The 23340-nt window shown below is 65.1% G+C and carries 22 protein-coding genes; 12 read left to right on the plus strand and 10 right to left on the minus strand.

The genetic code is table 11. The annotated features are described in order from the left end of the window. Nucleotides 1-13 precede the first annotated feature (13 nt). The 8 genes from rfbA (at nucleotide 14) to JI745_RS09460 (ending at nucleotide 7284) form a co-directional block, all read left to right on the plus strand. Entirely contained in the window at nucleotides 14-907 is an 894-nt protein-coding gene (rfbA, locus tag JI745_RS09425) for a glucose-1-phosphate thymidylyltransferase RfbA (protein ID WP_201805658.1), read from the plus strand. Continuing rightward, nucleotides 907-1452 (plus strand): dTDP-4-dehydrorhamnose 3,5-epimerase, encoded by a 546-nt coding sequence (gene rfbC / locus JI745_RS09430; RefSeq protein WP_201805659.1) that lies wholly within the window; start codon nucleotides 907-909, stop codon nucleotides 1450-1452. Before rfbA ends, rfbC begins: the two co-directional genes overlap by 1 nt. A 71-nt stretch (nucleotides 1453-1523) precedes the next feature. Then, a complete protein-coding gene (locus JI745_RS09435) occupies nucleotides 1524-2402 on the plus strand; it encodes an FkbM family methyltransferase (RefSeq protein ID WP_201805660.1) in 879 nt (292 codons plus the stop codon). 3 nt (nucleotides 2403-2405) lie between these two features. Continuing rightward, nucleotides 2406-3422, plus strand: coding sequence for a class I SAM-dependent methyltransferase (locus JI745_RS09440; protein ID WP_201805661.1), 1017 nt, complete (start codon nucleotides 2406-2408; stop codon nucleotides 3420-3422). 6 nt (nucleotides 3423-3428) lie between these two features. Next, nucleotides 3429-4331 (plus strand): glycosyltransferase, encoded by a 903-nt coding sequence (locus JI745_RS09445; protein WP_201805663.1) that lies wholly within the window; start codon nucleotides 3429-3431, stop codon nucleotides 4329-4331. 33 nt (nucleotides 4332-4364) lie between these two features. Next, the gene (locus tag JI745_RS09450; RefSeq protein ID WP_236674948.1) at nucleotides 4365-5546 is read left to right on the plus strand and encodes a hypothetical protein; all 1182 of its coding nucleotides are present in this window, start codon (nucleotides 4365-4367) and stop codon (nucleotides 5544-5546) included. After that, on the plus strand, nucleotides 5543-6424 hold the full coding sequence (locus JI745_RS09455; RefSeq protein ID WP_201805667.1) for an alpha-1,2-fucosyltransferase: 882 nt from the start codon (nucleotides 5543-5545) through the stop codon (nucleotides 6422-6424). The genes JI745_RS09450 and JI745_RS09455 overlap by 4 nt, the downstream gene beginning before the upstream one ends. A 32-nt stretch (nucleotides 6425-6456) precedes the next feature. Next, nucleotides 6457-7284, plus strand: coding sequence for a glycosyltransferase (locus JI745_RS09460; protein WP_404932807.1), 828 nt, complete (start codon nucleotides 6457-6459; stop codon nucleotides 7282-7284). Here JI745_RS09460 and JI745_RS09465 read toward each other — a convergent pair. Next, the gene (locus JI745_RS09465) at nucleotides 7281-8477 is read right to left on the minus strand and encodes an O-antigen ligase family protein (RefSeq protein ID WP_201805669.1); all 1197 of its coding nucleotides are present in this window, start codon (nucleotides 8475-8477) and stop codon (nucleotides 7281-7283) included. The genes JI745_RS09460 and JI745_RS09465 overlap by 4 nt on opposite strands. A 203-nt stretch (nucleotides 8478-8680) precedes the next feature. On the opposite strand from JI745_RS09465, the gene JI745_RS09470 reads away from it, so the two are divergent. From JI745_RS09470 to JI745_RS09480, 3 genes are read left to right on the plus strand one after another with little or no spacing between them, the layout of a single operon-like run. Then, nucleotides 8681-8908, plus strand: coding sequence for a hypothetical protein (locus tag JI745_RS09470; protein ID WP_201805670.1), 228 nt, complete (start codon nucleotides 8681-8683; stop codon nucleotides 8906-8908). Continuing rightward, the gene (locus JI745_RS09475) at nucleotides 8905-10905 is read left to right on the plus strand and encodes a sulfatase-like hydrolase/transferase (RefSeq protein WP_201805671.1); all 2001 of its coding nucleotides are present in this window, start codon (nucleotides 8905-8907) and stop codon (nucleotides 10903-10905) included. The genes JI745_RS09470 and JI745_RS09475 overlap by 4 nt, the downstream gene beginning before the upstream one ends. A gap of 27 nt (nucleotides 10906-10932) precedes the next feature. Continuing rightward, nucleotides 10933-11649, plus strand: a complete 717-nt coding sequence (locus JI745_RS09480; protein ID WP_201805672.1) for a bifunctional 2-polyprenyl-6-hydroxyphenol methylase/3-demethylubiquinol 3-O-methyltransferase UbiG — start codon at nucleotides 10933-10935, stop codon at nucleotides 11647-11649. Between the two features lie 7 nt (nucleotides 11650-11656). Here JI745_RS09480 and JI745_RS09485 read toward each other — a convergent pair whose 3' ends face one another. The 6 genes from JI745_RS09485 to JI745_RS09510 are packed head-to-tail and all read right to left on the minus strand — an operon-like array spanning nucleotide 11657 to nucleotide 18604. After that, nucleotides 11657-12793 (minus strand): hypothetical protein, encoded by a 1137-nt coding sequence (locus JI745_RS09485; protein WP_201805673.1) that lies wholly within the window; start codon nucleotides 12791-12793, stop codon nucleotides 11657-11659. Nucleotides 12794-12795: 2 nt separating this feature from the next. Beyond that, the gene (locus JI745_RS09490) at nucleotides 12796-13578 is read right to left on the minus strand and encodes an NTP transferase domain-containing protein (protein WP_201805675.1); all 783 of its coding nucleotides are present in this window, start codon (nucleotides 13576-13578) and stop codon (nucleotides 12796-12798) included. Next, nucleotides 13575-14225, minus strand: coding sequence for a gamma-glutamyl-gamma-aminobutyrate hydrolase family protein (locus JI745_RS09495; protein WP_201805677.1), 651 nt, complete (start codon nucleotides 14223-14225; stop codon nucleotides 13575-13577). Before JI745_RS09495 ends, JI745_RS09490 begins: the two co-directional genes overlap by 4 nt. Next, a complete protein-coding gene (locus tag JI745_RS09500; RefSeq protein WP_201805679.1) occupies nucleotides 14222-17317 on the minus strand; it encodes a PEP-utilizing enzyme in 3096 nt (1031 codons plus the stop codon). Before JI745_RS09500 ends, JI745_RS09495 begins: the two co-directional genes overlap by 4 nt. Next, nucleotides 17292-18197 (minus strand): formyltransferase family protein, encoded by a 906-nt coding sequence (locus tag JI745_RS09505; RefSeq protein WP_201805680.1) that lies wholly within the window; start codon nucleotides 18195-18197, stop codon nucleotides 17292-17294. Before JI745_RS09505 ends, JI745_RS09500 begins: the two co-directional genes overlap by 26 nt. Then, nucleotides 18194-18604 carry a hypothetical protein gene (locus JI745_RS09510; protein WP_201805681.1) on the minus strand — a complete coding sequence of 137 codons (411 nt, stop codon included), beginning with the start codon at nucleotides 18602-18604 and terminating at the stop codon, nucleotides 18194-18196. Before JI745_RS09510 ends, JI745_RS09505 begins: the two co-directional genes overlap by 4 nt. A 108-nt stretch (nucleotides 18605-18712) precedes the next feature. Here JI745_RS09510 and JI745_RS09515 point away from each other — a divergent pair, with 108 nt between their 5' ends. After that, entirely contained in the window at nucleotides 18713-19816 is a 1104-nt protein-coding gene (locus JI745_RS09515) for a glycosyltransferase (RefSeq protein WP_310738555.1), read from the plus strand. On the opposite strand, the gene galE is transcribed toward JI745_RS09515, so the two are convergent. The 3 genes from galE to JI745_RS09530 are packed head-to-tail and all read right to left on the minus strand — an operon-like array spanning nucleotide 19806 to nucleotide 23339. Continuing rightward, entirely contained in the window at nucleotides 19806-20834 is a 1029-nt protein-coding gene (gene galE, locus JI745_RS09520; RefSeq protein ID WP_201805682.1) for a UDP-glucose 4-epimerase GalE, read from the minus strand. The two genes, JI745_RS09515 and galE, sit on opposite strands and share 11 nt — an antisense overlap. Nucleotides 20835-20841: 7 nt before the next feature. Beyond that, the gene (locus JI745_RS09525) at nucleotides 20842-22752 is read right to left on the minus strand and encodes a nucleoside-diphosphate sugar epimerase/dehydratase (RefSeq protein ID WP_201805683.1); all 1911 of its coding nucleotides are present in this window, start codon (nucleotides 22750-22752) and stop codon (nucleotides 20842-20844) included. Continuing rightward, nucleotides 22749-23339, minus strand: a complete 591-nt coding sequence (locus tag JI745_RS09530) for a sugar transferase (protein ID WP_201805684.1) — start codon at nucleotides 23337-23339, stop codon at nucleotides 22749-22751. Before JI745_RS09530 ends, JI745_RS09525 begins: the two co-directional genes overlap by 4 nt. Nucleotide 23340: the final 1 nt, after the last annotated feature.

The following is a 23340-nucleotide window of genomic DNA, read 5'->3' on the forward strand; positions in this document are numbered from 1 at the left end:
CAAACGCGCACACATGAGCACAGCTTCGAATCGCAAAGGCATCATCCTCGCGGGCGGCTCCGGGACCCGCCTGCACCCGGCCACGCTGGCGATCAGCAAGCAGCTGCTGCCGGTGTATGACAAGCCGATGGTGTATTACCCGTTGGCGACGCTCATGCTGGCTGGCATCCGCGACATCCTGCTCATCAGCACACCGCAGGATACGCCGCGCTTCGAGGCGTTGCTCGGAGATGGCGCCAAGTGGGGCATCAACATCAGCTACTGCGTGCAGCCAAGCCCTGATGGCCTGGCCCAGGCTTTCATCCTTGGCAAGCAATTCGTGGGCGGTCATCCGAGTGCCCTGGTGCTTGGAGACAACATCTTCTACGGGCATGACTTGCAGAGGCTTTTGCACTCAGCTGCAGGGCGCGAAAGCGGTGCATCTGTGTTTGCCTATCACGTGCACGACCCGGAGCGCTACGGCGTGGTGGACTTCGACGACCAAAAACGAGCGCTCAGCATCGAGGAAAAGCCAAAGGTGCCGAAGAGCAATTACGCGGTCACCGGCCTGTACTTCTATGACGAGCAGGTGTGCGACATCGCCTCCAGCATCAAGCCATCAGCCCGCGGAGAACTCGAAATCACCGACGTCAACGCCCGCTATTTGCAACAGGGTCAGCTCAACGTCGAGATCATGGGGCGCGGTTATGCGTGGCTCGATACCGGGACGCATGACAGCCTGATGGAAGCAGGTCAGTTCATTGCCGTCCTCGAGAAGCGGCAAGGACTGAAGGTGGCATGCCCCGAAGAAATCGCCTTCCGCGCGGGGTGGATCACTGCCGAGCAGGTGGTTGCCATGGCTCAGCCCATGCTGAAGAATGGGTACGGGCAGTACCTCATGCAGATCGTGAAGAGCCAGGTGTTTTGATGAAGGTGACCAAGACTGCCATCGAGGGGGTGTTGATCCTCGAGCCGAAGGTGTTCGGGGACGCGCGCGGGTTCTTCATGGAGAGCTTCAACCAGGAAGCGTTCGACAACGCCACGGGCCAGAAGTGGTCCTTCGTCCAGGACAACCACTCACGTTCGGGCAAGGGCGTGTTGCGCGGCCTGCACTTCCAGGTGGCTCCACATGCGCAAGGCAAGCTCGTGCGCGTCACCCAGGGCACTGTCTTCGACGTTGCGGTCGACATCCGCCGCGACAGCCTGACATTCGGCGCCTGGGTCGGGGTGGAATTGAGCGGCGAGAGCCACCGGCAGCTGTGGATCCCGCCGGGCCTTGCGCACGGCTTCCTGGTACTCAGTGACTCCGCGGACTTTCTCTACAAGACGACAGCCTTCTATGCGCCGCAGGCCGAGCGTTCCTTGCGTTGGGACGACCCAGCTATTGGAATCCGCTGGCCCGATGTCGGCATCGCACCGACACTCTCGACCAAGGACGCAGCTGCCCCTACCCTGGCCCAGCTCACGCCCTGAGTCCGGCCCATTGGGTGTTCGGCATTCCGCGAAAGATCGCTCGCCACATCGTCCCTGAGGGACTTCATCTTATGTCATTGCGCCAGCACCTCAAGTCGCTGATCAATCTTTCGCCTTCTCTGTCCACCTTCCTGCGCAAGCAGAAAGAGGAACGCGCGAGGAAACGCCCCGCCGTCGTCACCCGCCACGGGTTCAGGTTCGCGGGTAACCCGGCCATGGAGGACGGCAGTTTCGAGCCGATTGAGACGTCGATCATCCGTAGTCTCGCGCCCGGCTATGACAACTTCGTCAACATCGGCGCGAATATCGGCTACTACTGCTGCCACAGCCTGCAACTCGGGCTGCCGACCATCGCATTCGAACCATCGCAAAGCAACCTTTCCTCTCTATTGCGCAACCTGGTTGAGAACGGATGGGACGACCGCGTGGAGGTCTTTCCGCTCGCGCTGTCAGAACGCCCTGGCATCCTCAACTTCTTCGGTGAAGGCACCGGCGCTTCGCTGCTGCCGGGGTGGGCAGGCGTGCCTTCCCAATACGTTTCACGCGTGCCAGTCTCAACGCTCGATCGCGTACTGGGAGACCGGCTCCTGGAACGCCGCAACTTCTTCGTCATCGACGTAGAGGGAGCCGAACTTGGCGTGCTGCGCGGCGCCGCACGCCACCTCGACCAGATGGCTGGATCTGCCTGGATGGTCGAGATCTGCATATCCGAGCACCTGCCTGCCGGGCAGAAGACGAACCCGCACCTCCGTCAGACCTTCGACATGTTCTGGTCGCGCGGATTCACGGCACACACAGCGGACGGAAAGGCCACGGCGGTCACTCCAGAGATGATCGACGCCATCGTGCAGAGCGGCGTCGACACCCTAGGCACCCACAACTTCGTCTTCTTCAAAGGCCCGGTCGACCGTGTCATGCTCGACAAACTACGGCCATCAGGCAAGAGTTGAGAGATGAGCGCGTTCATTCCGGGCAGTAAAGACTTGAAGCCGTTCGAAATCCACACGCCATCCGGCCCGCACGCCTCAAGGTCCACCTCAGAAGCGTGCCGCATCTGCGGCAGCAACGGTGCGTCCAGGACCGTCGAAGCGCGCGAGCACATGTACGGCACGAGTGAGTCATTCCGCTACGTCCAGTGCCTTGGGTGCGGCGTCCTCTACCTCGCATCTCCTCCCGCAGACATGGCCCGGTTCTACCCGGCCGATTCCTACTATTCGGTCAGGGGCATGCGGGGTGCGCTACGGCGCTGGGCCATGGAGGCCCGCGACAAGTCGTATGTCGGCGAGAGCCTGCTCGGACGCTTGCTCGCCAAACGGTTTCCAAACAGCGCCATTGCGTCCACTGTGGCTCTCGCGAAGGGCCGCAAGAGCCGCATCCTCGACGTCGGGTGCGGCTCGGGCGATTTGCTTAAATCGATGGCAAGACTGGGCTACGTGAACCTCGTGGGTGTCGATCCGCTCCTGCAGGGCAGCACTCTCTCAGACGGCGTCCAACTCCATGGCGGCGAGATCGCAGATGTACCCGGGCAGTTCGATCTCGTCTGCTTTCACCATTCCCTCGAGCACATCGCCGATCAGGTAGGCGTGCTGCAGCAGGCGGCCTCCAAACTCGCGCCGGACGGTTCAGTGCTGGTGCGCGTGCCCACGTCGGAGTGCCTGGCCTTCACCCTCTTCGGAGAGCACTGGTTCCAGATTGATGCGCCACGCCATCTTTACCTTCACTCACAGAAGTCGCTTGAGATCGTCGCCAACGCCGCGGGGCTGGAGGCGGTGAGTTTCAGCCGCGATTCTCAACCCATGCAGTTTTGGGCCAGCCAGCTGTACGCAGACGGCCACTCCCTGGTGTCGCCGCAAGCCAAAGCATACGCTGCGCGCTACTCGACACGCTTTTACAGACGCTTGTCGGCTTGGTTGAACGAGCAAGGACAAGGTGACCAGATGGTGGTGAGGCTTCGCCCTCTCTGGGCGTGAGTCGCCATGCCCAACGCCGTCGTTCTTAGCATTCTGCTACCCGCATACAACTACCCCGAAGGTATCGCGCGGACGCTGACCACTTTGAGCACCCTGCGCGATCGTAAGGATGTCGAAGTCCTTATCTACGACGACTCCTCCAACACGCAGGCCGCGGAAGCGATCCGCGTGCATGCAGCGCGCGCCTTTCCTCGCGCGTCCTATCGGAGAAATACGCCACCGCTTGGCGCACCAGGCAACTGGAACCGGCTGCTGGCCGACGCACGTGGCCGCCACCTCTGGCTGATTCACCATGACGAATGGCCGGGCGACCGCCATCTGGCCGAGGACCTCGTTCGAACACTTGAGGGCGAAGCTCCCCCTGACGTGATCGTGCTTGGGTGCCGCGCAACCCGCGACGTCCACAAGGCATTCAAGCTTCACTTCCCAATGTCCTGGGTCGGGCGCGTCGTCAAGGACTACCCCCACTACCTCCTGCGGCGCAACGTCATTGGCGCGCCTTCGATGGTGGTCGCGAATCGATCGCTCTACGGCAGCTTCGACGCCCGGCTGCGTTGGTATGTCGATGTCGAGTTGTACTACAGGATGTTCAGACAGCAGCCGAAGCTGGTGGTGCTGCACGACCGTTTCGTACTGTCACTCATTCGCCAGGACTCCATCACCGCGGAAGTGCGGCCAGAGATCGCAGCCCTGCGATCCGCGGAGAAGGACTATTTGCGGAACAAGCTTGGTCCGACCGACCGCAGCGACTGGATCACCCGTCCGGACTGGACGGGCCGACTAGCCCGAGCCGCCGAGCAGGGCGTCTGGATGGTCGCGCGCGGAGTAGCAAGCCTACTGGGTTCGTTTGGCTCGAAGAAGATCGGCGCTGTGCCTTTCGGCGACGATGCCTCACTCACGAAGCGCTGAACAATGGTGAGCCGCTCCAGACTGCTGAAGGACATGCTGCAGCATGCCGCGGTGCGGATCGTCTCTGGCCTCCTGTCCATCTACCTGTTCAGCCTGATCGCCAAACACTACGCGGCCGGCGACGCCAAGGACATTCTGTTCTTCCTCTTCGTCCTGGGCTTCTTCGCAGCGGCCCTTCGCTCGCTCTCAGCCATGGCCGCAGCACTCGACCGGCACACGCGCACGTCCGACAAGCTGCGGCGCGTTGCGCACTCGGCACAGACGACAGCCATTGGCTCCGCGCTCCTGATGCCTGTGATCATGTTCGTCCTGGGACGCAGCCATCCCCCGGCGCTTGTCCTCGCCGCCGCGGCCTTGCTGATCTTCACTTGCGCCCTCGATGGGGATCTGGTGCGAGCGCTCGTCGCAAGACCTCCCCTGTTTTCGACGCTCTTTGCCGCGGGCAACCTGATCTCGGTGACGTGGTTGCACAGCCAGAACGGCTGGCCCCGCGATGCGGCCTTCATCGCGGTCCTCCTGCAGTGGCTGCCCGTGTGTGTCGTCAACGGCTGGGTCGCGATGCGCCGTCTATGCCCTCTGCGGATGCAGATCGGCGCACCCGGATCGCGCAGCGCGGCATACCTCGCCACGATCCTGTGTGTCGCGCTCTTTGACGGCTTGGTTCTGAACCTGCCATTCCTGTTTGGCAAGGGGCTTCCGGCAGAGGTCGGCCTGGACATTGCAGTCGTCATCAGGATCTTCTCAGCTTCGCTGCTCTTCTTTCCGCTGGGTATGCACTGGCTCAATTCGGGTGCGATCGGACGTTTCGCGAACCGCCTCCATTGGCAACCCTTGCGGACCTACCTCGTGTTCCAGCTCGTCGCCTCGCTGGTCACTGGAATTGGGTTCGCCACCTTCTTTGTCCTGTTCTCTCACAGAACCATGTCAATTTCGCAGTTCGTGGCATTCGGCGGTCTGGTCACGGCGTACTGCACATACGCCTCGTTCGCGAGGTTTCACGGCGCGCTGCTGCCGGGCCGTCAGCTGGTGCCTGGGCTGCTGGTGGTACTCGGCACCTTACTGGTCGCCTTCCTGGTCATACCGCACCTCACCACGCCGGGTGCCCTATCGATCGCGGTCATTCAAGCGCTGGGCCTAGCCGCGGGCAGCGCGATGATCGTCATCATCCAGCGCACGAGAGGAACGGCGACCTCGCAAGGCCAGGCCCGGACATGATCATCTCCAATCTGCTCGGCGGCTTGGGCAATCAGATGTTCCAGTACGCCTGCGGCCGCGCCATGTCGCTGCGGCAGCACACGGAGTTCAAGGTCGCCATCGATATGTTCGCCGGATATACGCTGCATCACGGCTACGAGTTGCCACGGGTTTTTAATCTGACGCCGCCCCTGGCTTCACGGGACGACCTCCGCTTGCTGCTCGGCTGGCAGCACAGCCGCGGGGTTCGCCGTGTCGTCGCCAAGCTGCGCTGGAAGGCCCTCGCATCGCGAGCGTTCTGCTTCGAGCCTCACCTCGATTACTGGCCGGGCTTGGCTGCCCACGGTCCCGACGCCTATCTACATGGCTACTTCCAGAGCGAACGCTACTTCGCAGATGCCACGACGCAGATCAGAAGTGACTTCACCTTCTCGACCGCGCTTGCCGGACGAAACGCCGCGGTCGCCGAGCGCATCGTGACTTCTAACTCGGTGAGCATGCACCTGCGCCGCGGCGACTACGTGAGCGACAAACGCAACGCCGGCTTGTTCGCAGTCTGCGACCCAGACTACTACCGTGCCGCAATGGCACTCCTGCTCACTAAGCATCCAGAGGCAAGCTTCTTCGTCTTCTCAGACGATGCCACCTACGCCCACGAACTGTTTGGTTCGATGGGCGCTCATGTTCAGATCGTGTCGCACAACACCGGCGAGGACAGCCACAACGACATGCGCCTGATGAGCCTGTGCCGGCACCACGTCATCGCGAACAGTACCTTCAGCTGGTGGGGCGCCTGGTTGGATGCGCGACCCGACAAGCTTGTGATCGCCCCGCGCCGCTGGTACGGGGGCGATATGCAACCGGCGGACCTTATCCCGTCGTCATGGGTCCGCCTGTGAGCGAACAGAGCTCCCTTCGGTTCCCGGGTGGCATGACCGTACTGATGGCCACCTACCGTGGCGACGACCCCGGCTACCTGCGCAAGGCGCTCGACAGCGTCTATGCCAATACCCTCAGGCCCGACGAGGTGCGCCTGGTGCTGGATGGCCCGATCCCCGCGACGACTCGCCAACTAATCGCTGAATTCGAACATCGCGAAGGGCTGGTCGTCCAGCAACTTCCGCAGAACATGGGTCTGGCGCTGGCCCTGAACGCCGGCCTTTCGGCCATCCGCACGGAGTGGGTTGTACGTGCTGATGCCGACGACCTCAACCTGCCGGAGCGCTTCGCGTTCCAGGCTCGGGCCATTGAGGCGGAACCGCACATCGACGTGCTAGGCGGTGCCATAGTCGAGATCGACAAGCAGGGCGCCGTGATCGGCATGCGCACCGTCCCCACGACGCACGACGAGATCCGCGCTTACCTCCGGCTTCGCTCGCCGTTCAACCACATGACGGTGGCCTATCGACTTTCGCCCGTCCTGGCAGTCGGCGGCTACCCCGACATCTACCTGCGCGAGGACTACGGACTGTGGGCAAGCCTCCTGGCTCACGGTTGCGTCGCGGCCAACCTGCCGGATGTATTGGTGCACGCGACCGCCGGCCGGGACATGTATCGCCGGCGTGGCGGATGGCGCTATGCCCGAGGCGAGCTCAGCCTGCAGCGCCACTTGGTGCGGCTCGGCATCAAATCGGCATTCTCCGGCACCGCGCATGGCCTGCTCCGGGCCATCGTGTTCCTGCTCCCGCAAACGATGCGCGGCGCGTTCTACGAACGGCTGCTACGGAAGAGTGCATTCGCCCACACGCGCCGGACCTAGCACCGAGCACCGAGCACCGATCCTGGAGGCGCGAACGGCGGCGAGAAACCGGCAGGACCGCCGTTCGCTTCGACACGCACGATCGGACGGTGCCGGCGGGGACGTCGCAACGGCGGCGCTACGCGCCATGGCGCGCAAATGAGAAGCCACAGCCAGGTGTAGACCAGCACTGCACCGAAGAACTCACCGTAGGTGAGATCGATGATCACGAACGGGAACACGATGGCACGCCGGAGGTCGCGCTGTCCGTAGTCTGGTCCGTAGAAGCCAGTGAGAAAGGCTCCTAGGAACAGCACGACGTAAGGAATGCCAAACGTCGCAGCAGCCCCCAAGTACCAGCTCTCGGTGACCAGGTTCTCGTCGATTGATGAGAAGGAAATGCCTTCTATGAGGCCGATGGAGGGGAACCCTACGCCAATCAACGGAGATGTCGCCACCTTGGCGAGCGCCAAGAGCCACGCATACACACGGAATTTGTTGGAATCGTTGACCTCGAGCTCGTTGTCAACGAAACCCGAAGTCGCGATAACCCCCAGCACGATCAATACCGACAAAAGCAGCACCAAGGCCAACTCCATACGCCGGGACCGCGTCCGCCAGCGCAGGGTAAACATGAAGATGATGGGGATTGCCACGGCCAGGCGCCATGATCCGGCCAGCATCAGATTGACCAGCGCGAGCGCCGCGACCCACCGTCCCGTGCGGCTCGCCAGGAGCGTGATCGCGGCGGTGATGCTGATGGCACCCGAGTAAAAGCTGTGCGCAAAAAGCCCGCCGTTGCGGCCCCCAACCACACCTTCACGAGCATCAACGATCCTGCCGAAGAGGTCGCGGCCGACCGCCGAGGAATAGACATTGAAAAGCAGGTCCGCGAAGAACAGTCCGACGATCAGCCACGAGAAAGCACGAAGTGTGTCGTCGGAGGGCTTGTACCAGGCCAGCAACAAGGGCAGGAACCAGAGATACGAGAAGTAGGGGAGCATGCCATTGGTATCACCTCCCCGCAGCGCAACGACGCCCATCGCCCACGCCGCCGCGAGGGCCAGGAACGTATGGGCGGTCCGCCACTTCATGCTGCCGAAGTTGCCCCGAACGAGAAGGGCCAGCACCAGTCCCGCCAACGCAAGGGACTGGAACAGTCCCGCAGCAACAGATGCGACAAAGAGCCAGTCGCTGATCAACTTTCGGTTCATGTGACGACCATCCTGCGGCCGGCTCCTGTCCGGAACAACTTGACTCCTCATCTGCGGCGATGGTCTTGCCGTTCTCCCGTAGGAGAAACTGCCATAATTCCGACCCGGTCGTTCCGCCGCAAAGCCACCATTCAAACACGAAGCTGCGGCGCGTCCAACGCACCCCCCCGGCCCGACCCCCCACCGCCCCACATGACGCAGCGATGACCCGCCAGATTGCCCCGCAACTCGCCAAGCTCTTGCTCCTGACGATCGTCCTGCACCCGCGCTTCGCCTTCGCCTACATCGACCCGAACGCCGGCGGCGTCCTGTTCCAGCTGCTCGCACCCATCTTCGCGGCTCTGATCGGGGGATGGCTGTTCATGCGCAGGGTGATCGGCAATGCGCTGCGATCCCTATGGCGGCGCATCACGGGCAAGGCGGACCGGTGACGTTTGCGGACGTGGCGACCGGCACCGCACGGCCCCTTTCCCGCTCCGACATCCCGCCCGCCAGCCTCTGGCGCCTCTTCTGTTTCAGCCTGGCAGCGCTATGCGTGGTGTGGCTGCCCATCTCGCTGCTGCAGCAGATCGATGCACTGCTGAACTTCGCCACTCCGACGGAGGTGCTCGCCGACACCGCCCTGCTGGCCGTCATGCTGCTCGTCGTCTCAGCTCTCATTGCACTCGTGGGCTCGGCGCTCGGTGCGCTGGCCGGTCGCCTGGGCGCGAGCGCGGACGCGGGAGCCACACTCGCCTGGGCCCTCGTCGGCATTCCCGTTGTCTTCCTGTGCGCATGGCAGGCCGCGTTCGCGACCAAGCTCTGGTTGGCGCAGGTGCTCGGCATCCGGCTGACCACCGCCCATCTGCCCTATCGAGAGCTTTGGAGCCTGCTCCCCGTGCTCGTGATCGGGCTCCTGTGGCGATTCGTCGGTCAGGTCCGCCTGATCCACGCCATGACCGACCCGCTGTGGCGACTGCGTGCGCCGGCGATGGCGCTGGTCGCGCTGTCGATCGGTGTCGTCGCGTGGACCCGTCCGGCAGTGATGCTGGGGGAACGAGGCCCGGACACGGCCCGGCCGAGAGCGCAGCCCGGCAGCCCGGACATCTTCGTGTTCTCCCTGGACACGCTGGCCGCGGCCGATGCAGGTCTCTGTGGCGACGACGTTGCGGCGACGATGCCAAGGCTGCGTGAACTGGCGGCGCGGTCTACGTGCTTCACACGCCACTACGCAGCCTCGAACATCACCTTCCCGTCTACGGCCACCATCGAGACGGGTACCTTGCCCTGGACCCACTGGGTCGTGCATGGCGGCCGTGCACCTGCGACGGTCCGCGACGCCGCCATGGGCGCGAAGCTGCAGGAACTGGGCTACGGCACCCATGCCTTCATCGCGGCCCAGGGAGCCTCGCCGAGACAGCATGGCACGTTCCGGGGCTACGACACGGTGCACATGGCGGCGTCTCCCTCGTTCCAGATGACGCTGATCAATGCGCTGCAGGCCTTTCCGGAATCGCGTGGCCTGCCGGCCCTGCTGTCGGGGGTGCTGAGCCTGCTCTATGTCGTCGATATCACACGGCTTGGCACGCAGAGTCCCTATCCGCCCGAGAACGTCTACGGACCAGCCACACGCTTCCTCCCAAGGGACCGTGGTGACGGTCGCCCGCTCTTCATGTGGTTGCACAGCTGGCCGCCGCATTCGCCCTACCTGCCGCCCCCGAGCACTCGCCACCGCCTGCTGCCCCCGGGCGAACTCGAGGTGTTCAAGGATTTCCTCGCCGACGTCGGCGCCTACCCCCCATCACGGCAACATGCCGTCGACAAGCAGCGGCTGCGCTACCGCGAGACCATCATGGGTGCCGACGAGAGTCTCGGTCGATTTCTAGATGAGCTGGCACGAACCGGGCGTCTCGACGACGCCGTGGTCATCGTCACCGCGGACCACGGCGAGTCGTTCGAGCGTGGCCTACTCGGCCACGGTGGGGACGCGCTGCACGACCCCGTCATCCGCATCCCGCTGATCGTGAAGCTCCCGAGGCAACGAGAAGGCAGGGTCGTCACCGTACCGACGAGCCAGGCCGACATCGCCCCGACCGTTCTCGAACTCGCCGGCGGCCAGACTCACCCCTTCACCGAAGGACGATCGCTCGCAGACGGGCTGGCCACCGGCGTCTTTACCCCGGCCCCGGTGTTTTCGATGGCCATGCCACGCGAGGGCCGATTCCGGGAGATCCGAGGTGGTCACTACGCGGTAATCGACGATCGATTCAAACTCACCTGCCACCGTGCCACGGATCGCTGCGAACTCAACGACCTCGTCGCCGACCCAGGCGAGCTGCGCGACCTCTCGTCGACCGACCCCGCCACCACCTCCCGCTTGCGCGCCCTGCTCGACGCCCGGCTCGCCAGCGCCGAGAACCGGCGTCGCGAGTGGTTCGGGAGACGTTGATCCGGCCGGCCCCGTCCAACCCGCACCATGACCGACCCGACGCGCTTCGCCAGGACCTACCGATGGCTGGACGGACTACAGGGGCTGTGGCACCCGGGGCGCCGCGCCTTCCGCCGCGAGCTGCTTCGCATCCTCGACCGGGCTGCACGCGAGTGGCCTTCGGCCGACTATGGCTCTGGCTACCTTTACCAGTCCTTCCCCCGGCTGGGCCTGCGCGGTTTCCGGCAGACCGACACACGCGTCGCGCAGATGGACCTCGGCGCGAGCCTGGCCGGCCGCAGCGTGATCGAGATCGGTTGCAACACCGGGTTTCTTTCGCTGTCGCTGTCGCCAGGCACACGCCGCTACCTGGCATTCGACAACAACCCCTTCCTGATGGACATCGCCCGCCTCGCGCAGAAGGAGCTGGGGGACGGCACGGTGGAGTTCCGCACAAACTCCCTCGAGGACCTGCAGACGGAAGAGCGATTCGACGTGGCGCTGTCCTTCGCCAACCACTCGACATGGGACGGCAACATGAGCCTCTCGCTAGACGCCTACTTCGCGCGCCTGCAGGGGCTGCTTGCCCCCGGAGGCACGCTGTTCTTCGAATCGCACCACCCGACCCTCGAAGATGCTGCCGCGCTAGCGGGGACCACCTCGGTGATGGAACGCCGCTTCCGCATCGACGGCAGTCGGGTGCTATCGCGAGGATCACCGTGGGACACGGGTCGCACCTTCATTCGGGCGACGGCCCTGCCCTGACGCGGGCTCAGCTTCCGGCCGCCTCGAGGGACGCGACGAGGTAGCGCACCGCCGCGTCGGCGCTCGTCCCGACATTGAACAGCCATCGCTCGCGAAAACGCCGGATTGCTTCTTCGTACGCCTCGCGTTTTTCCACGAGTGCGGCAAGCCGACGGGGCAATTCAGCCAGGTTGGCGGCTGCCAGCACCTCGCCGAGTGACGCGCGCCCGAAGACCTCGATGGGCTCGATGCCGACCGCCGCGTAGCCCGGGTTGTTCACCTTGCGGGGCACGTCCACGAAAAGCACCGGCCGGTCCAGCCCGAGCGCGAAGTCGAAGGCCGCGCCGGACCAGTCGCTGACCATCACGTGGGCGCGTCGCAGCGACTCGTTCCCTACCACGTTGGCCTCGAGCGACAGGTGTGGATGACTAGCGCACCAGCGACGGACGCAGTCGATCGCCGCAGGTGCAAGCGCCATCGTCTGCGGATGCGGCCGGACGACGACGTCCCAGTCCAGGATCGACAGGACCTCCATCAGCCTGTCGGCATGCTGCTCGAGCAGTCCCTGCGGACCCCACGATGGCGCCACCACCACTAGAGGCCGTTCGGGGCTGCGCAGGTCGGTGCCCGCTGCGGCGCGGATCGTGTCGAGCCGACCGTAGCCGTGCGGCACCAGTTCCTTGGCGGGCACGCCCTTCAGGGCTTCGATCGCGCGCAGCTCCGCCACATGGTGGGGGCCGGCGCACAGCACGGCGTCGAAATGGTCGAACGCGCCGTCTCGGTAAGCCATGTGGCTGCTCACCAGGGAGTGGTGCAGGTACACGTAGCGTCGCACCCTTGGCGAGCGCTTGATGTGAAAGGTCTGCAGGTCTGGCATCGTCATGAGCACCACCTCCGCCTGCAGCGACTGGAAAAACAGAGTGCGGACCTTGCGGTCGCCGATCACGTAGCTGGTAAGCGATGGGTGCCGCAGCGTCACGCCGGGGTCGTCGCGCATCGACGACACGTAGGCGAACGGGAGGTCTGCCCGGGCCAGCAGGCCCTCGACCACCGGGCCCAGGTGGGGCCACGAGGCGCCGCCCTCGCTGTACACCACCAGCTGGCGTCGCTCGGCCGCCGTTCCCTGGAAACGAAGGTGGTCCCGCAGGTACTGCAGGCCGAACATCTTCAGGCGGCCCCGTCGTATAGGCGCACGAGCGTGCCCTGCGCAGCGGCCGCCTCGTAGCGGGCCAGGTCGGACACCGTGTCGACCTCCAGCCAGCCGTGTTGCAAGGGCACCGCCTGTACCGTCACCCCATCGTCGATCAGGTGCTGCAGATACGAGGTCATGAACATCTTCTCTGTCGGCTGTCCTTCGAACGAAGGCGCCTGCATCAGCGATTCGTAGCGCGATAGGAAGTCGCCCGCGAACGCACGGTCGACCCTGAACAGGCCCGTGTACTGGCCCTCGACGTCCTCCAGGGTGCGTGGCTTGCGGCCGAGCTCGACGACGGCACCGGAGGGTGCGAGCTTCAGGGTCTCGGCATCCGCGAGCGGGTCGTCCATGCGCAGGCTCCACAGGTCCCACCACCCCAGGTCCACCATCACGGACACCGGTGCGCGCGAGGCCAGCATGGCAGCGAGCACACGCGGTTCGTAGACGATATCGCCATAGGCGACCAACACGTCGTCGCTGCCATCGAAGAGGGCCTTGGCGCAGTACAGGCTGGCCACCATGTTGGTCTGTCCGTAACGTTCGTTCAGGAAGACACGCGGGCCGAGGCCGGAAAGGCACTCGGCGTGGTATCCCACGACGAGGCTGAGGTCGCTGACACCTGCACGCGCCAGGACCGACATCTGGCGCGCGAGCAGCGACTGCCCCAGCAAGGGCACGAGCGTCTTGGGCAGGTGGTCGGTGTGCGGCCGCAGGCGGGTGCCTTCGCCGGCAGCCAGGATTACGACTCGGGTCATGGGGTTGCGAAGAGTCGTGAAAGAAGCATGTGGTCGAACGGGGTCGGGGAGGGTTCGCGCTCGGGGTGCCACATCACGCCGAGCCAAGGAAGGCTTGCATGGGCCATTGCCTCGACGTGGCCGTCCTGGTCGTGGTAGAGCGGCCGGCAGGCAGCACCCAGGCCTTCTCGGGCGATCGCGAACCCGTGGTAACTGTTTACCTCCAGCACCGCCGGTGCGACATGGCCGAGGATCTGCGCTGTGTGCGCGCTCCGCAGCAGGGTGTGGCGAACGGCGACATGGCCTTGCACTGGGGCGACTGCGCCGCCCAGGTGGACATTCATCATCTGCATGCCCCGGCACACGCCCAGGACCGGCCACCGAGCGTCCTCTGCCTCATCCAGCAACAGCGCCTCGGTCCGATCTCGTTCCGAGGCGGTGCCGCGCGATGCCAGCGCCATGCCGAGGTCGTTGCCGCCCGTGAGCAGCAGGCCCTCGATGCCCAGGGAGCGGGCCCAGGCCACCGGATCGAGCAAGCCGTTCGGTACCGGCACCGCGACCAGGCCCAGTCTTTCGAGCAGCACAGGCCAGCGCTGATCGAGGGCGTCGCGCCGCTCCGAGTAGCGGCTCTCCTCGGCGACACGCTGGCTCAGGGCGATTTTCTTCATGGCAGAACGGCGAGCGTGCGCTGCCGGCAGTCGAGCACCAGCCGGGTGCCCGTGGTCAGGCGGTCGAACCACTCCTCGCCCACACCCACTGCAGCGGGCAGGCCGAACTCAGCCGCGCGAACCGCCATGTGCGAGTTCGCCCCTCCGTAGGCGGTCACCAAGCCGGCGATGCCCTGCGCGAAGAGCCAGTCATGCCCGGGATCGGCCTGCCGGATGACGACCACACGACCGTTCAGATCTGGCGTCGTGCCATCGCCCGCATCAAGGCGAACCACCGGTGCGGTCACGGCAAGGCCGCCGATGAAGTTGCCTGCCGACTGGGGATGGAGAAACCCGCCGAAGTCCTGCACCGACACGATCAGCGGTGGCAATTCGATGCCGAGTGCAAGTTCGGCGGCCAGTTCACCTTCCTCGCAGCGTACGCGTAAGTGCTCGCCGGCGCGTCCAACCCACAGTCCTTCCGCCCAGGCGCGCAAGTCCCCGACGGTCAGCCGGGAGATCTGCGCGCGCGACATCCCTGCCCGCTCGCCGACGGCCGCGAGAAGGTCCAAGGCCTGGCTGAGACTGCGGGTGAAGACGTGCTTGGCCCGCTCGCGGCCCGCGATGGCAGTACGCATAAATCGGTCGAGCGTCTCGAAATCGTCCGGCAGACCGAGCGCACCGAGTGCGCCCGCAAAGCGGCGCCGCGTTGCGGCAGACCACGACAGGCCCTGCCCGTTCGTCGTCAGAACGGGTTCGGAGCCCGCGGCACCCGAGAGCAGGTAGCGCTCCGGCGCCTCGGCATAGCTGGGCACCGTGACGTCATAGGTACCCGGGCGCAGGTGGCCATAACGTTCGAGGAACGCCGCCTGCGACAGACGCCCCGCCCTCAGCTGTGCGCTGGCGTCGCGAAAGGTGGAGGCCACAGTATCGACGCTCCGGAGGTAAGCCGAGCGGTCGTCGTCGGAGATCACCCCGACTTCGACAGCCGATCGCAGCCAAGCGGTGGCAACGAAAGCCGAGCGGGCCAGATGGGCGAAGGGCAAGGTGCCGTACCTGCGGCAATCGTCGACCAGCGCAAGCGCACGCCGCAGTGAAGGCGCGCCGTCGTCATGCACGACCCGTTGCATGCCGACCAGGCGGTCGACGGCTCGCAGATCGCCGTCCACACGGTCGATCGCATCGCGCGTGAGCCGTCGCAACGCATCGCGCAGGGATGCGATCTCGTCGGATCGGAAGCCTGCTGTGGCGAGCTCCTTCGCCCGTGCATCGAAAGCCAGATCGAGGCAGCTCAGTACGATCTCGAACTCGACCTTGTCGTGCAGAGCGGGCCGAGCCGACAGCAGGTCCAGGTAGTGCTCGACCAGGCGGGCTGCCAGAGAGTCGTCGAGCACCGCTGGCACGAAGCTATTGAAGGAGGCTCGCACGTCGATGTACGGATGCCCGCCAAAGCTATGCATGAGCGGCGTCGAGCGCAGATCTCGGTAGCCGTACTCGGCCCGCTGGGTGGCCCAGACGTCACGGGTCACGAGTTCGGCATAAAGCGAGTACGCGAGGCGATCAGGACGGGTGCCGATCATCTCGGCGGGGTTCCAGTCGCTCATCACGCTGAAGATCGTGCGCGTGCCAAGCACGCCGGCGCCCGGCGCCTGGAGACGCAGGAAGGCCTCGCGCGCCTCGTCGATCGCCGAACGCACCAGCTCGTCACTGCCCCGCCAGTGGCCACGGTTCACCACGATCGGGCGGATCTGCAGTACGTGCACCGTGCCGTCGGAGGACACGATGAACTCGATGTCGAGGCAATCGTGCCCGACAAGCTGCTCGAGTTCCAGGACCGCCGGCAACAGTGCCCCCAGCCCGGCTGGGCACTCCCGCGGGAGTTCGGTCGTGTCGCGGTGCAGGTAGAGCGTCCGCAGCTCGCCGCTACGCCCCGAGGTGACCGAGTCCGAAGTGCCGCTGGTAGCGTCGTAATTGACCACCCGATAGGGCGCCCCGTGCGCCAGGGTACGTGTCATAACCACCCCGCTCAGCGCGACGTCGGTCAGCATTCGCTGCACCAGCACTTGGTGTGCGGGATTCGGTTCGCCATAGGACAGGATCACCCGCTCAACGGCTCCGCGCAGCGCGATTTCGTCATCGCACGGGACCGACAGCACGCTCTCGTAGCGACCGGCGGACGAGGCCCTGAAGCCGTCTTCGTCGAGTGCGCTGCTGCGCACGGCGACCTGACCGGACGGAAAGGCTTCGAGCAGCCAGTCCAGACAACGGGAAGAGTGCTCGCGCCACTCGCCGACGGTGAAGCTGACCTGCTGACCGATGCGGCTGCGCGTGACCATTGGCCTCAAGCGCTCCAGCGTCTGGGCCTTCGTGCCCAGCACGAAGTGGGCTACATCCTGCGCGGCATTGAGCTCGGCCCAGTCGCCACGACAGTCCACCACCGAGATCGGCACGCCGTCGGCCAGCAGCGCCTCGAACAACCGTGGCATGTCCCAACGGGCAAGGTCTGGGTCGGAGGCACGAGTGGCAAGCCACGCAAGCGCTGCCGGGCCCAGCTTGGCCAAGCCCACGAACTCTGCATCGGGGGACAAGGTGCGGCCAGGCACGAAGCGCCCACGCGCCCCCGCGACGCGCCCTCCTTCCAGCGCGACAACCTCGGCCAAGGCGATGTCGGCAGCCGAACGGCCCTCGTAGCGCTCACGCCAGCGTGTGTCGATGGCGATCACAGTGTCGGCCGGGTGAACTCGCAGCTCATGCACGAGCGTGTCGCGGTACAGGATGTCGGCATAGCTGACGAGGCAGGCACCAGCCTTGCGGCCCACATCCGCGCGAAGGAGTGAGCCCACCGGTCCGGTCGTAGCCCAGGCCGGGTTGAGCGCGACAGGCAAGGCGGGATAGTCGCCCAAGATCTCCTGCAGGCCGTATCCGCCCACGAACAGCACGTCATCGACGGCCGCACGCAACGCCCCCACCAGCCAGTCCAGCACACGACCGTTCGCGCCAAGGCTGTTCAGGGCGGCCGGCCGCTGCCCACGCGCCGGAGGACCGGCGCCGAGTATTACCGCCTGTGCAATCGCAGGCGGGACCCGGTCAGACGACTGGATCGGCACGTTCATGGGACAGGTCGACGAGGCGCTGGAACGCGACACGGCGCAGGCGCTCGTTCATGAAGTGGAAGGTCGTGCCCTCGCCCGCGGCTTGGGCCTTCGTCGGCAGGTCGGCCAGGCCGGTCGGATGTCGACGCACGATCTCGCGCAGGAGGACCGCACGCAGCAGCGGATCGACGTAGGCATAGAGCATTCTGTATCCGGTGAGCACGTCGAGTTCGGCGAAGGCTCGCGGAACGGGGAGCACCTCGAGGTCACGGGCCAGGATCACGTCACCGGTGTCCAGGCCTGCGTCCATGTAGAAGGCGGTCGCACCGGGCCGCCCGCGCAGCAAGATCGACCACAGCAGCCCGTCGGCTCCCCGGACGTGCGGAAGGTGGCCCGGATGCACGTGAATAAAACGGCACGACGGGATAGACAGCAAGGACGCCGGCACCATGCCGCCACCGGTGAAGAGCACCGCATTGCGCCCCGGCAGACGTCGGAGATGCTGCTCCAGGACTGGGTCCCCAAGGCCGTCGATGAAGAGTTCATCTACCGAGTCGGCCCGGTCGACATCGCCGGAAGGACCCACAAGGTGCTCGAAGATCCCGGGCGGATACGACCAGGCTGCGGCGAGCTCTCGCCACCAGCCCTCGCACAGGTCACGGTGGCGACGACGCAGTTCACGGGGCCAGTGGTTCATCTGCCGATCCTGGACGAGCGCTGCCAGGCCTCGCCGGAAGCCCGAGGGCAGCCACGGGGCGATCGGGCGGCGACGGGCAGGATCGCGACGGCCCACCATTCGCACGATTCGTTCGACGCGCAGGCCCTCCGCCGCAAGCATCCCGAGGTAGGCGCGTGCCATCGGCCCTTCATGGAAGAGCACGGTCAGCGGCAAGGTCTTCACGTCGGCAGTCCCCTGCGGCACTCCCGTTCCAGCTCGTCCACCAGGACCTGCGGAGGACGCGCCAAGTGGTCGAGCGCGTTGCAGGCCGAATTCACCCAGGCGAGGAGTCGAGCCCGGGAGGCTTCCTCGATCCCGGCTTCACGGGTGGCCGCAGACAGGAAGACCAGCGCGAGGCCGAGGTATCCGTCCTGCGTGATCGGCCGAGCGTCTACCGCCTTCTCAATGCGCTCGTCGTAGGAGACGAAGACCTCGTGAGCCACGTCGATCTTGCGCTGGTAGCGGAGCAATCGCCAGCCGTCTCCGGCGCCGATAGCCCCGGAGCGAAGCCATCCAGCGAGCTCGCGCTCGACCAAGGACTCGCTGTGCGCGAGCCCGTCCCGTACCTGCTGTGCGAACCCGCTCTCCATGGTGGCACACATTGTCTGCGAATCGACGAGGCATGTGCCGGCTGACATACCCTGCGCGTAAGATCGCTTCCTTCCCGGGGGGCCCTCCCGTCAAGATCACGCCCGAGCGTGACGTCCGACATGTCGCTACTTGTCTTCAGCTTTCTTGCTTCTCTGTTTGTGGCCACGGTGCTAGTGCGTTCCGCAGCACGCCACTCCGGAAAGTGGGGTGATCACCAGCTCTCGGGCCCTCAGAAGTTTCACACCAAGCCTGTGCCTCGCATCGGTGGCGTGGCCATCCTTGCGGGCGTGCTTGTTGGTGCGATCGTGGCCCAGTTGGGCAACCGGCCTGATCACGTAAAGCTGTGGCTGCTGCTCGCAGCCGGCCTGCCCGCCTTCATGTCGGGCGTGGCCGAAGACCTCACGAAGAACGTATCGCCGCGCCGCCGCCTCTTCTTCACGGCGACGTCGGCCGCCCTAGCGATCTGGTGGCTCGATGCAGCGCTGACGCGCACCGACATTCCGGGCATGGACCTCGCAATGCCATGGGCGCCCTTTGCCATCGCCATCACGATCTTCGTGGTGACGGGCGTCGCCAACGCCGTAAACATCATCGACGGCTTCAACGGCCTGGCCGCCATGTGCGTGCTCATGATGTTAACGGCCATCGCCTACGTGGCGTTCCAGGTTGGCGACATGCTGGTCCTTTGGGGCGCACTAACCCTCATCGGCGCCGTGGCAGGCTTCTTCGTCTGGAACTTTCCGGCCGGCCTCATCTTTCTCGGTGACGGCGGCGCCTACTTCCTGGGCTTCATGCTCGCGGAACTAGGCGTACTACTCCTACACCGCAACCCGCAGGTGTCACCACTCTTCATCCTGCTGCTGTGCGCCTATCCGGTTTTCGAGACGCTGTTCTCGATCTACCGTAAGAAGTGGCTTCGGGGCATCTCCCCAGGTGTTCCTGACGGCATCCACCTACACATGCTCATCTACAAGCGGCTTATGCGCCTCATGGTAGAAGCGCCTGCAGATCGCCGGAAGGCTGTCCGCAACTCTATGACGTCTCCCTACCTCTGGCTGCTCTGCTTGGCCTCGGTGGTCCCGGCCGTACTCTGGTGGAACAAGCCAGGGGTACTGGCCTGCTTCCTCCTGCTTTTCATCGTCTGCTACGTGCTGCTCTACTGGAGCATCGTAAGGTTCAAGACGCCAAAGTGGCTCGTCTTCAGGCGCTAGGCAGGTCGCCGAAGCCAAAAGGGTTGCGGCTCTGCCAACGCCACGCATCTGCGCACATCTGGTCTAGCTCGCGGGACGCGGTCCATCCTAATAGCGAGCGAGCCAGACTGACATCCGCATAGCATGCAGCTACATCGCCGCTGCGCCGCGTCGTCACACGATAGGGCACCGAGCGGCCGCTCGCCCGTTCGAAGGCGCGGATCACTTCCATCACACTGTGTCCACGGCCAGTGCCAAGGTTGACCGTCATGGAACTGCCGTGGCCTAGCAGGTGGCGCAACGCGGCCACATGCCCCTCGGCGAGATCCATCACGTGGATGTAGTCGCGCACGCCAGTCCCGTCCGGCGTGTCGTAGTCATTTCCATACACCTGCAGGAAGGGGCGCGTGCCCAGCGCCACCTGCGATACGTAGGGCACCAGGTTGTTCGGGACGCCCCTCGGGTCTTCGCCTATCTCGCCACTCTCGTGCGCCCCCACGGGATTGAAGTAGCGAAGGTAGGCGATCCCCCAGCCAGGCGTGAAGTGCTCGAACTCTCGCAGCAGCTGTTCGCCTAACAGTTTCGTCGTCCCGTAGGGATTGGTCGCAGACAGCTTGGCATCCTCAGTCAATGGCAAGCGCTCGGGCTGACCGTAAACAGTTGCCGACGAGCTGAAGACGAGGCGTTGGACGCCATGGGCCTGCATCGCCTCAAGCACGTTGACCAGCCCGCCGAGGTTATTGCGGTAGTACTCGATCGGCTTCTGCGTCGACTCGCCCACGGCCTTGTGCGCGGCGAAATGAACTACCGCGTCAATGCCGGCGCCATCGAAGATGCGCCGCATGGCCACCGGGTCGCACACATCGGCTCGCACGAAGGCCAGTGAGCGACCTGCTAGCCGCTGCAGCCGTTCAAGCACATTCGGCGAACTGTTGGCGAAGTTGTCGACCCCCAACACCTCGAAGCCCGCGGCCTGCAGGGCTAGCCAAGTATGGGACGCGATGTACCCGGCGGCCCCGGTGAGCAGGATGCGATTCATAGTGTTATCAGGATGGCATGCCGTGAGACTGCCGATATTCCGGGATGAAGGCCTGCAGCCGCGCACGATGATGGTCAGCGGGTCTTCCTTGGTCGAGCGCGGTGAGCCACTCCAGCAGGGAACTGGCCCAACGGGCGTCCACATCAGCCTTGAGCTTGGCGATACGAAGTCTCGGGTGTGCTGAGGCGAGCGTGTCGTCCGCATCAGCAAGCAGTTCCTCATACAACTTCTCGCCTGGGCGCAAGCCGCTGAAGACAATGCCGATCTCGCCGGGGCCGTGTCCCGACAGGCGGATGAGGTCACGCGCAAGGTCCACGATCTTCACAGGGTCCCCCATTTCGAGGACATAGACCTCGCCGGACTCAGCCAGCGCTGCGGCTTGCACCACCAGACGAGCAGCCTCCGGAATGGTCATGAAGTAGCGTGTGATTTCCGGGTGGGTCACAGTGATCGGCCCGCCTCTGGCGATCTGCTCCTTGAACTTCGGGATGACGCTGCCACTGGAACCGAGCACGTTGCCAAAACGCACCGCAACGAACTTCGTTCGATGTCCCTGAGTGGCCAGGTGCGACAGCAACATTTCTGCAGCGCGTTTGCTGGCACCCATCACGTTGGTGGGATTCACGGCCTTGTCGGTGCTAATCAGCACAAAACGCTCCGCGCCGCATTGCGCCGCAGCGTTCGCAGCATGCCAGGTCCCGAGTGTGTTGTTGTGCAGCGCCATCCACGCGTTTTCGTCTTCCATCAGCGGCACGTGCTTGTACGCCGCGGCATGGAACACGAGTTGAGGCCGGTAGGTCATGCACGCATGAGTGATCTGCTGGAGGCTCTTCACATCCCCGATCAGCCGCACCAGCGGCAGATGCGGGTGCAGCTCGGACAGCTGCTGTTCGATTTGGTACAGCGCGAGCTCGCTCAGCTCGAAGAGCACCAGCCGCGACGGACCGTAACGCGCCACCTGCCGGCACAGTTCGGAGCCAATGGAGCCGCCCGCTCCGGTGATCAACACCGTCTTGCCCGAGATCAGTTCGGCTACACCACGCTCGTCCAGCTCGACGGGCTCTCGGCCGAGCAGGTCTTCCGGTTCGATGCTCCGCACGCGCTCAATGTGAGCCCGGCCATCCTGGAGTTCGCTTGCCGACGGCACGGTGAGCACCGGCAGGCCGGTGGTCGCCGCAAGATCAACCGCACGCCGGCGCTGCGGCGCCGTGGCACCGGGAAGCGCTACGATCACGTGCGTGGCCCCAGCGCGCACATCCTCGCGCGCCACATCGGCGAGCGAGCCCATGACCTGCACACCACCGATGCGGCCGCCCTGCTTGGCCTTGTCGTCGTCCAGCAGCCCGAGCACGATCCAGCCCTGCTGGTGGATGGTGGCCAGCAATCGCTTGGCCGCTTCGCCGGCGCCCATCACGATCGCCCGGCGCACCTCGACGTCGCTGCCGGTGATGCGCGAGCGCGCATGTTCATAGAGCATGCGATACGCGATGCGCACCACGCACACGCCCATCAAGGCAATGAACGGGTGCAAAGCCAGCACCGCGCGCGGCACTTCGGCCAAGCGTGCCATCGAGACCATCACCGCGCAGGCGGCGCCGGCGCCGAGGCAGGCGATGGTGAGCCGCTTCACCTCGTCGAAGCCGGAGAAGCGCCACATGCCGCGCGGAATGCCGCCCACCAGGAAGGCCAACAGGTAGACCGCCACCACGCCCACCATCACATACGGATCGTAAGAAGGCCGCGCGCTGATCCAGCGCTCGAAGCCCAGGCGGAAGAGGTAGGTGATGTTCCAGCACAGCGCGATGACGAGCCCGTCGATCACCAGCGACAGTGGCTGGCGCCGCGGGCGCAATCGCGCCAGCACACGGTCGAGCTTGTGCCATACGGTAAGGCCGGGATCAGCGTGGTCCTGCCTCATCGCCACCACACCAGCTTCATCGTGCGCAGGATCAGCTGCAGGTCGAACGCGAGCGACGCCCGGTCCACGTATTGGGCCGCCAGTTGCAGCTTCGCCGGCATCACGACGTTCACGTACTCCTGCTCAGGGTCAGCGGCCCGCGCCAGTCGCTCGCTCTCATCCCGGTACTCCAGCGAGGCCACATCGGTGATGCCGGGGCGCACGCTGAGCACTTTGTCGCGCAGGACCGCCGGGTACATCGCCACATAACGCGGCACCTCGGGGCGAGGGCCGACGAGGCTCATGTCACCCCGCAGCACGTCGATCAGCTGCGGAAGCTCATCGAGCTTGGCCCGCCGCAGGAAGGCGCCCGCACGCGTGATCCTTCGATCGGCGCCGACGGTGATCAGCGCCCCTTGCCCGCCATGCGCCATGGTCCGGAACTTGTGGATGCGGAACGGCACGCCGTGGCGGCCGATGCGCTCCTGGCGGAAGAACACCGGCCCACGCGAATCAAGTTTGATCCACACCGCGACGGCCAGCAGGAGCGGCGACAACACCACCAGGCCGGCGGCCGACAGCACGATGTCGAAGAGACGCTTGGCCATC

Source organism: Piscinibacter sp. HJYY11 (assembly GCF_016735515.1).
In the GTDB taxonomy this organism is placed as follows: Bacteria; Pseudomonadota; Gammaproteobacteria; order Burkholderiales; family Burkholderiaceae_C; genus Rhizobacter.

Coding starts and splice junctions, on each gene's coding strand:
- rfbA (WP_201805658.1), top strand. CDS start 14: ATGAGCACAGCTTCGAATCGCAAAGGCATCATCCTCGCGGGCGGCTCC.
- rfbC (WP_201805659.1), top strand. CDS start 907: ATGAAGGTGACCAAGACTGCCATCGAGGGGGTGTTGATCCTCGAGCCG.
- JI745_RS09435 (WP_201805660.1), top strand. CDS start 1,524: ATGTCATTGCGCCAGCACCTCAAGTCGCTGATCAATCTTTCGCCTTCT.
- JI745_RS09440 (WP_201805661.1), top strand. CDS start 2,406: ATGAGCGCGTTCATTCCGGGCAGTAAAGACTTGAAGCCGTTCGAAATC.
- JI745_RS09445 (WP_201805663.1), top strand. CDS start 3,429: ATGCCCAACGCCGTCGTTCTTAGCATTCTGCTACCCGCATACAACTAC.
- JI745_RS09450 (WP_236674948.1), top strand. CDS start 4,365: ATGCTGCAGCATGCCGCGGTGCGGATCGTCTCTGGCCTCCTGTCCATC.
- JI745_RS09455 (WP_201805667.1), top strand. CDS start 5,543: ATGATCATCTCCAATCTGCTCGGCGGCTTGGGCAATCAGATGTTCCAG.
- JI745_RS09460 (WP_404932807.1), top strand. CDS start 6,457: ATGACCGTACTGATGGCCACCTACCGTGGCGACGACCCCGGCTACCTG.
- JI745_RS09465 (WP_201805669.1), bottom strand. CDS start 8,477: ATGAACCGAAAGTTGATCAGCGACTGGCTCTTTGTCGCATCTGTTGCT.
- JI745_RS09470 (WP_201805670.1), top strand. CDS start 8,681: ATGACCCGCCAGATTGCCCCGCAACTCGCCAAGCTCTTGCTCCTGACG.
- JI745_RS09480 (WP_201805672.1), top strand. CDS start 10,933: ATGACCGACCCGACGCGCTTCGCCAGGACCTACCGATGGCTGGACGGA.
- JI745_RS09485 (WP_201805673.1), bottom strand. CDS start 12,793: ATGTTCGGCCTGCAGTACCTGCGGGACCACCTTCGTTTCCAGGGAACG.
- JI745_RS09490 (WP_201805675.1), bottom strand. CDS start 13,578: ATGACCCGAGTCGTAATCCTGGCTGCCGGCGAAGGCACCCGCCTGCGG.
- JI745_RS09495 (WP_201805677.1), bottom strand. CDS start 14,225: ATGAAGAAAATCGCCCTGAGCCAGCGTGTCGCCGAGGAGAGCCGCTAC.
- JI745_RS09500 (WP_201805679.1), bottom strand. CDS start 17,317: ATGAACGTGCCGATCCAGTCGTCTGACCGGGTCCCGCCTGCGATTGCA.
- JI745_RS09510 (WP_201805681.1), bottom strand. CDS start 18,604: ATGGAGAGCGGGTTCGCACAGCAGGTACGGGACGGGCTCGCGCACAGC.
- galE (WP_201805682.1), bottom strand. CDS start 20,834: ATGAATCGCATCCTGCTCACCGGGGCCGCCGGGTACATCGCGTCCCAT.
- JI745_RS09525 (WP_201805683.1), bottom strand. CDS start 22,752: ATGAGGCAGGACCACGCTGATCCCGGCCTTACCGTATGGCACAAGCTC.
- JI745_RS09530 (WP_201805684.1), bottom strand. CDS start 23,339: ATGGCCAAGCGTCTCTTCGACATCGTGCTGTCGGCCGCCGGCCTGGTG.